Consider the following 6,911-nt stretch of genomic DNA (forward strand, 5'->3'; position numbering starts at 1 on the left):
CCTGCAAAAAGGCAGCGGACCTGAGCGAACAGATTGAGCGGGAAAAGAATCGCGCACGGTAAACGCGTTTGTCTGCCAACCGGTAATGGCTGTCGACCAACAGCCAATTTGCATCAAAACTTTGTATCTCGTCGATTGCTACGCTTTTTGGTCGAACGCAGCTTTCGCCCAAGGCCTGCGGTCCGTTAAGGCATCGGCAAAGACCGACGGGGAAGATGCCCGCGGGTCTCGTGGAGGGTTATGCGCGTTTTTGAACTACGTGTCGCACTGTTGACGTCGGCTATGGCTGCGATGAGCGTACCGTCTCAAGCTGTTGCCAATGACAGCGGCGCAAATGCCGAGGCATCTTCAGTTCGGGCCGGCAGTCGGCAATTCACACCCGATTTTTTCACCACCTACGCTCCCGTCACCGCGCTCGACATGGTGAAGCGCATCCCGGGATTTTCCATCAGTGAAGGCGAAGGGCGTCGTGGCTTTGGCGAAAATGCCGGCAATGTTCTGATCGATGGAGATCGGCCATCCACAAAGTCCGATGACGTGTGGACGATGCTGTCCCGGATTCCGGCAAGTCAGGTCGAATATATTGCGTTGTCAGAGCAGGCCGGCGCGGACACCGAAGCGCAGGGGCAAGGGCAAGTCATAAATATCGTCCGTAAGCGGACTGCAAAGATCGGCGGCACCTATGAAGGGACGATCATCGCTGGAACACGCTACGGTTTCCAGCCATCATTGAACGCGTCGGCAACGCTCCGGCGGGGCGAAACAAGCTATGAATTGAACCTGTCATCTTATTCTGAACGGGTCTACGGATTTGGCCCTGAAGATTTTAAGACAGGCTCATCTGTCTTGCTGGAACGGCGCTTTTACAATGGCAAAGGCGGGAATGACCAAGTGGCCCTTGGCGGCGCCATCAAAACCAGATTGGGCGACAGCAAGGTCAACCTCAATGGCCAAGTGCGCTGGGATGACAGTTTCGACATTCGGGAGGCGGACTATTTCAATGGCTCCGGCGTGGATGCCGCTGACGAGCTGTTACTGCGCGGCGGCCCCGTTAGCGACATCAGTTATGAAGTCGGCGGTGACATTGAATTTTCCGCCGTACCGAAGACGAATGCCAAAATTGTCGCACTCTATCGATCAGGGCACGAAAGCGCCTATAGTAGCATCGAAATCGCCCGCATGGGGCAGCCGGTGACTTTGTTTGAAACGCGCAGCCGCAACACGCCCACAGAGGCTGTTGTACGCATCCAGAATGACTGGAGCGGGGTTGGTAGGCACGCCATCCAATTCGGCGCTGAGATCGCTTATAATCGCCTTGACGCCCGTTTCAGTGTCGCCAATTCGGTTGCAGGTGCGGTGACCAGTTTCCCGGCATCAGATGTCCTTGTTCAAGAAACGCGGTTTGAACCATTTGTCAGCGACGTATGGACGCTTGGCTCCTCTTGGAAAGTCGAAGCCGGTGCCATTGCCGAATTTTCCAAACTGACATTGTCAGGCGACAGTATAGCGGAGCGGCGCTTTCAATTTATCAAGCCCCGCGCCATTGCGACGTGGACAATCAATCCGCAAACCACCTTGGAATTGCGCGCCGAGCGTCAGGTTGCCCAGCTGAACTTCAATGAGTTTGCGACCTCGGTCGATGTGACTGTCGGCAATCAGGTGGATGCTGGAAATGCAGACCTTGTGCCTGAAAAAACAACGACTTTCTCCGGCCTCATCCGTCACAAGTTTCTGGAACGCGGCAGCATTCAGTTCCGTGGTGATTATCAGCTGGTCAGCGATACCCAGGATCTTGTGCCCATCACTATCCGTGACAGCAATGGAGCGATTACTGCGCAATTTGATGGCACCGGGAACATCGGCAAAAGCGAGCGATGGAATGCCGAGCTGGAGATAACATTACCGCTGGATTGGCTGACGCACCCCATTGGGTTCGCGGGCATCGAAGCGAAATATATTGGCCATTATCACGGTAGCAAAGTGACCGACCCCGTCACTGGCCTGAACCGCCGCATGTCCCACCGTCCATTGTGGCACCAACAATGGGATATCCGTTATGATATGGCCGACCTTGGCCTTGTCTTCGGTGCATCCTTCAGCGTTCAGGAACCGAATTTCGCCTATTTCTTCAACGAGATCAGGCGCCAGCATGAGGGCACACAATCGACGCTATTTATCGAATATAGCAAGTTCAGCCTAGGGACACTGCGTTTCCAAGTGACCGACATGGCGGGTTTCCATCGTGACCGGTTTATTTATGCGGGATCGCGGGCGTCGGGAGGGCTCGATCAGATCGTGAACCGGAAACGCACCCTCGATCCGCTGCTTCAATTGACGTTGTCAGGTAAATTCTGATTATTCGCTGCGCAACGCTTCAATCGGCGAAAGACGCGATGCCCTGATGGCGGGGTAGCCGCCGAATAGGATGCCGATGATTGCGGAAAACGCGACAGACATTAATGCCGTGTCCAACCCGACGGGGGCTGGAAAGTCGGCCACTTGCTGAAAAACGGCTGCAGCGAGGACCGCCAATGTCAGGCCGATAGCGCCGCCAATGACGCATAGCACAGCGGCTTCAACGAGGAACTGGTTACGGATGTCGCTGCGCTTTGCGCCTAGCGCCATGCGAAGGCCGATTTCGCGCGTGCGTTCGGTAACGCTGACCAGCATGATGTTCATGATACCGATGCCGCCCACCAGCAACGATATGGATGCTATCGCGACCAAAACGGCCTGAAAAATCTGGGTTACTTGACCGGTCGTCTCGGCGATTTCCGTTGTTGTGCGCACAGTGAACGGGCTAATTCTTCCTTTGGGTACGCGGTAGCGGTCGCGTAACATACGTTTGATTTCCTGCTGCCCCGCGAGCAGCGAATCTTCGTCCTCGAAACCGACAAACAGCAGTGTCACATCGTCAGGCCCCTGCATCGCCGTGGTCTGCAGCCGCTGACGCAGCGTCGTGATGGGCACGACAATTTGGTCGTCATTGTCATTACCCAAATTGCTGCCCTTGCTTTCGAGCAAACCGATGACCTTAAAGGGAACGCGATTGATGCGCACGGTTTCGCCCACAGGATTTGCATCTGCGAACAGCTTGTCGGCAACCGTCTGTCCGATCACAACAACACGTGCCGCCGCACCGACATCGCCATCGGTCAGAAAACGGCCTTCGGACGCGGTGACGTTGGACACAATGCCATATTCAGGTGTGGCACCAGTCGCTTGTGTGGTGGCGCTGCGGCCCGGTGTGACCAGTTGGACGCTGCTGCGGATCTGGGGTGCAACAGCGCTCACGCCCGATACCTGCCGCAAAATGGCACGGCCATCGCGCTCGGTTAAGCGGCCGCGGTCTGTGGAACGCGGCGGGCCGCTGCCGCTATCGGGCTGCGGCACGACGATGGCCATATTTGAACCTAAAGTCGCGATCTGCTGCGTCACCGAAACCTGTGCGCCATTGCCCACCGCTACCGCCAAGATGACCGAGAATACCCCGATCATCACGCCAAGCGTGGTGAGTATGGAGCGCATCAAATTGGTGCGCAGCGCCGTCATCGCAATTGCAATATTGACGCCCCAGCCAGCGATGGAGTTTAGCAGCTTACTCATCCGGCAACCGCGCGGCGTCGCGATTTGACCGCAGCGTCTTCGATGACGCGCCCGTCGCGAAAGACAATGCGCCGTTCGGCATATTCGGCAATATCGGGCTCATGCGTGACGACGATGAGCGTGATGCCTTCGTCATTCAACTTTTGGAAAATGCCCATGATATCGAGCGATGTCTGTGTATCCAGCGCGCCTGTGGGTTCGTCGGCGAGCAGCATGAGCGGATCAGTGACCAGTGCACGGGCGATGGCAACGCGCTGTTGCTGGCCGCCGGACAGCTTGGCAGGGGTGTTCTGCAAACGGTTACCAAGCCCCATCGCCTCAAGCTTCGCCTGCGCACGCTCCCGGCGTTCGGTATAGCCAAGGCCAGCGTAAATGAGCGGCACCGCCACATTGTCCAACGCGCTCGTGCGGGCGAGCAGGTTGAACTGTTGAAACACAAAGCCAATTTTGCGGTTCCGAATTTCAGCCAATGCATCGCTGTCGAGCGTTTTTGTATCAATGCCGTCGAGTAACAAGGTTCCAGACGTTGGGACGTCCAGACAACCGATCATATTCATAAACGTCGATTTGCCCGAACCGCTGGCACCCATAATTGCGACGAACTCGCCGCGCTTTACGGTCAGCGAAACGCCGTTGACTGCGTGCAGAACCTCGCCGCCGATCACATAATCTTTGACCAGATCATGCGTTTCAAGAAGCGGCGCTGTCATCTTCGTCCGCATTGTCGTCGGTTTGGGTCTTCGGCTTCAGGGATTTTGTCCGGATGAGAACTTTGTCGCCCGCTTTGATGCCCGAAGTCACTTCCGTATAATCGTCACCTTGTAGGCCGATCTGAACCTGTATCCGGACGGGGCGATACGGATCGCTTCCTGCCAGATACAATGTCGGCTTAGGTGTTCCCTTTTTTGCGGGCGCCGCTGGCTTTTCTTCTTTCGGTTCGCCCCGGTCCGCCAATTTGGGACGGAAGCGAAGCGCGTTGGTTGGCACGCGCAGCACATTGGCCTTTGCGCCAGTGATGATTTCTACATTCGCGGTCATTCCTGGCAGCAATTTGCCATCTTTATTGTCCACGTCGATGATGACGAGATAGCTGACCACATTCTGCGTTTCGACGGGCGCTTGGCGGACCTGCCGCACTTTGGCGCGGAATATATCATTGGGGTAACTGTCGACGGTGAAGGTCACATCTTGGCCTTCGACAATTTGGCCAATGTCTGCTTCGTCAACCGATGCTTCGACCTGCATCTTGGTGGTGTCGGCCGCGATTTCGAACAGGTTTGGCGTCTGGAAACTGGCGGCGACGGTGGTGCCCGGTTCAACAAGTTTATTGATGATGACCCCGCTGGCGGGCGCCACAATCACGGTGCGGTTCAGGTCGAGCCGTGCTGACGAAAGCTCCGCAGTGCCTTGGCTGATCTGCGCATTGCCGCTTTGCGTTTGCGCCAGTGCAACCTGCAAGGCGTTGCGCGCGCTGTTAAGCTTGCTTTGCGCGATGTCTAGGCCCGCTTTTGACACAAAGCCGCGTTCCGCCAGCGCGCGTTGCCGCGCAAAATCCCGTTCCTGTATCTCAAGCTCCGACCGCGCACGGGCGACATTGGCAACCGTTTGCTGCAAACTGGCGCGGGCGAGCGCGACTTGCGCTTCGGATTGCTGCACGCGCGCACGCACGCGGGTTGAATCGATCTCGGCGAGGACTTGGCCCGCCTTAACCGGCGAATTGAAATCGACATAGACCTTGGTCACTTGTCCCGATACCTCGGTGCCGACCTTGATTGTATTCAGCGCGCGAATTTTGCCGCTGGCCGAAACCTTGCGCAGAACTTCGCCGCGCGTGACGGTCTCGCTGACATATTCATAGTCATGCGGGGTAGGGCGCACGATGCGGTAGAGAATGAATAGCAGGACAAGCGCAATAAACGCTGACCATTTGGGGTGCCGTTTCACCCAAGCCCGTATTGTTCCAAACATCCGACCTGCCCTCAATTGTCTCCCGTCACTATATATGTAGCGCGCACAGATTAGGCCAGTGATTTATTCATGTAACACAGCAAAAAGCCCGCCGGAATTGCTTCCAGCGGGCTTTTGTTATTCGTTGAAGGAAGCGAAGCTTATTCTTCTTCGCTGCTATCTACAACATCATCGATGGCGGCGTCAGTGGTGGTCAGATCATCTGAAATCACCTTTGCCAACACATCGTCACCGATGGCTGCTTCAGAACCCTGTGCCAATTCGGCAGCATGCTCTTCAGCTGCTGTCTCAGGCGCAATCAGGCTTTCCTGAAGCTTCTTGTAGCTGGCACGAAGCGCAACGTCGCGGCTTGTCGCGGCAATCCGCATGCGGTTCATGGCAGAACCAGTACCCGCAGGGATCAGACGACCAACGATGACGTTTTCCTTCAGACCGGTCAGGATGTCCTTCTTACCTTCCACAGCGGCCTGTGTGAGGACGCGTGTGGTTTCTTGGAAGGACGCTGCCGAGATGAACGAACGTGTCTGCAACGAAGCCTTGGTGATGCCGAGCAATACGGGGTTACCGGTTGCAGGTGCCTGACCCTTGGACAGCTTCGCATTGATTGCGTCCATTTCTTCGCGGTCAACCTGTTCACCGGGAAGCAAGGTTGTGTCGCCACCGAATGTGATTTCAACCTTCTGCAACATCTGACGAACGATCGTTTCGATGTGCTTGTCGTTGATCTTCACGCCCTGCAAACGATACACTTCCTGAATTTCCGCAACCAGATATTCAGCCAGTGCTTCAATGCCCATGACTTCAAGGATGTCATGCGGGTTCGGCGAACCAGCAATCAGGTTGTCGCCCTTACGGACGAAATCGCCTTCCTGAACATCAAGTACCTTCGACTTTTGGATCAGATACTCAATACGTTCGCCTTCTTCCGGAACAATCGCGATCTTGCGCTTCGCCTTATAGTCGCGGACGAATTCAACGCGGCCCGAAATCTTCGCAATGATTGCGTTATCCTTCGGAATACGTGCTTCGAACAATTCGGCAACGCGTGGCAGACCACCGGTGATGTCGCGGGTCTTGGCAGATTCACGGGTCACACGCGCGATAACATCGCCTGCCTGAACCATGGCACCGTCTTCAACCGAGAGCATCGTGCCAACGCCGAGCAGATAGCGCGCAGCTTCACCGCTGTCGTCATCCAGCAAGGTAATGCGTGGGCGAAGGTCTTCCTTCTTGGTGCGGCTGCCGGCACGATCTTCGATAACGACGCGCTGGGCGATACCCGTTGCTTCGTCGGTTTGCTCGGTCAGCGTCTTGCCGTCGATCAGGTCCTGATATTT

4 protein-coding genes and 1 pseudogene are annotated in these 6,911 nt (G+C 56.0%); 1 reads left to right on the forward strand and 4 read right to left on the reverse strand.

Annotated elements, in window-relative coordinates:
- Positions 1-240: 240 nt before the first annotated feature.
- Positions 241-2,355, forward strand: coding sequence for an outer membrane beta-barrel protein (locus tag ACIQ5B_RS09480; RefSeq protein ID WP_397598802.1), 2,115 nt, complete (start codon positions 241-243; stop codon positions 2,353-2,355).
- Here ACIQ5B_RS09480 and ACIQ5B_RS09485 read toward each other — a convergent pair whose 3' ends face one another.
- The 4 genes and pseudogenes from ACIQ5B_RS09485 to ACIQ5B_RS09500 form a co-directional block, all read right to left on the reverse strand.
- Positions 2,356-3,606 carry an ABC transporter permease gene (locus tag ACIQ5B_RS09485; protein WP_397598803.1) on the reverse strand — a complete coding sequence of 417 codons (1,251 nt, stop codon included), beginning with the start codon at positions 3,604-3,606 and terminating at the stop codon, positions 2,356-2,358.
- Entirely contained in the window at positions 3,603-4,316 is a 714-nt protein-coding gene (locus ACIQ5B_RS09490) for an ABC transporter ATP-binding protein (protein ID WP_397598804.1), read from the reverse strand. The genes ACIQ5B_RS09485 and ACIQ5B_RS09490 overlap by 4 nt, the downstream gene beginning before the upstream one ends.
- Positions 4,297-5,574 carry an efflux RND transporter periplasmic adaptor subunit gene (locus ACIQ5B_RS09495; RefSeq protein ID WP_397598805.1) on the reverse strand — a complete coding sequence of 426 codons (1,278 nt, stop codon included), beginning with the start codon at positions 5,572-5,574 and terminating at the stop codon, positions 4,297-4,299. Before ACIQ5B_RS09495 ends, ACIQ5B_RS09490 begins: the two co-directional genes overlap by 20 nt.
- 140 nt (positions 5,575-5,714) lie before the next feature.
- A pseudogene (locus tag ACIQ5B_RS09500) lies at positions 5,715-6,911 on the reverse strand (DNA-directed RNA polymerase subunit beta'); the annotation flags it as partial.

Source organism: Sphingorhabdus sp. (assembly GCF_044374345.1).
Taxonomy (GTDB): Bacteria; Pseudomonadota; Alphaproteobacteria; order Sphingomonadales; family Sphingomonadaceae; genus Sphingorhabdus_B.

Coding starts and splice junctions, on each gene's coding strand:
- ACIQ5B_RS09495 (WP_397598805.1), bottom strand. CDS start 5,574: ATGTTTGGAACAATACGGGCTTGGGTGAAACGGCACCCCAAATGGTCA.
- ACIQ5B_RS09490 (WP_397598804.1), bottom strand. CDS start 4,316: ATGACAGCGCCGCTTCTTGAAACGCATGATCTGGTCAAAGATTATGTG.
- ACIQ5B_RS09480 (WP_397598802.1), top strand. CDS start 241: ATGCGCGTTTTTGAACTACGTGTCGCACTGTTGACGTCGGCTATGGCT.
- ACIQ5B_RS09485 (WP_397598803.1), bottom strand. CDS start 3,606: ATGAGTAAGCTGCTAAACTCCATCGCTGGCTGGGGCGTCAATATTGCA.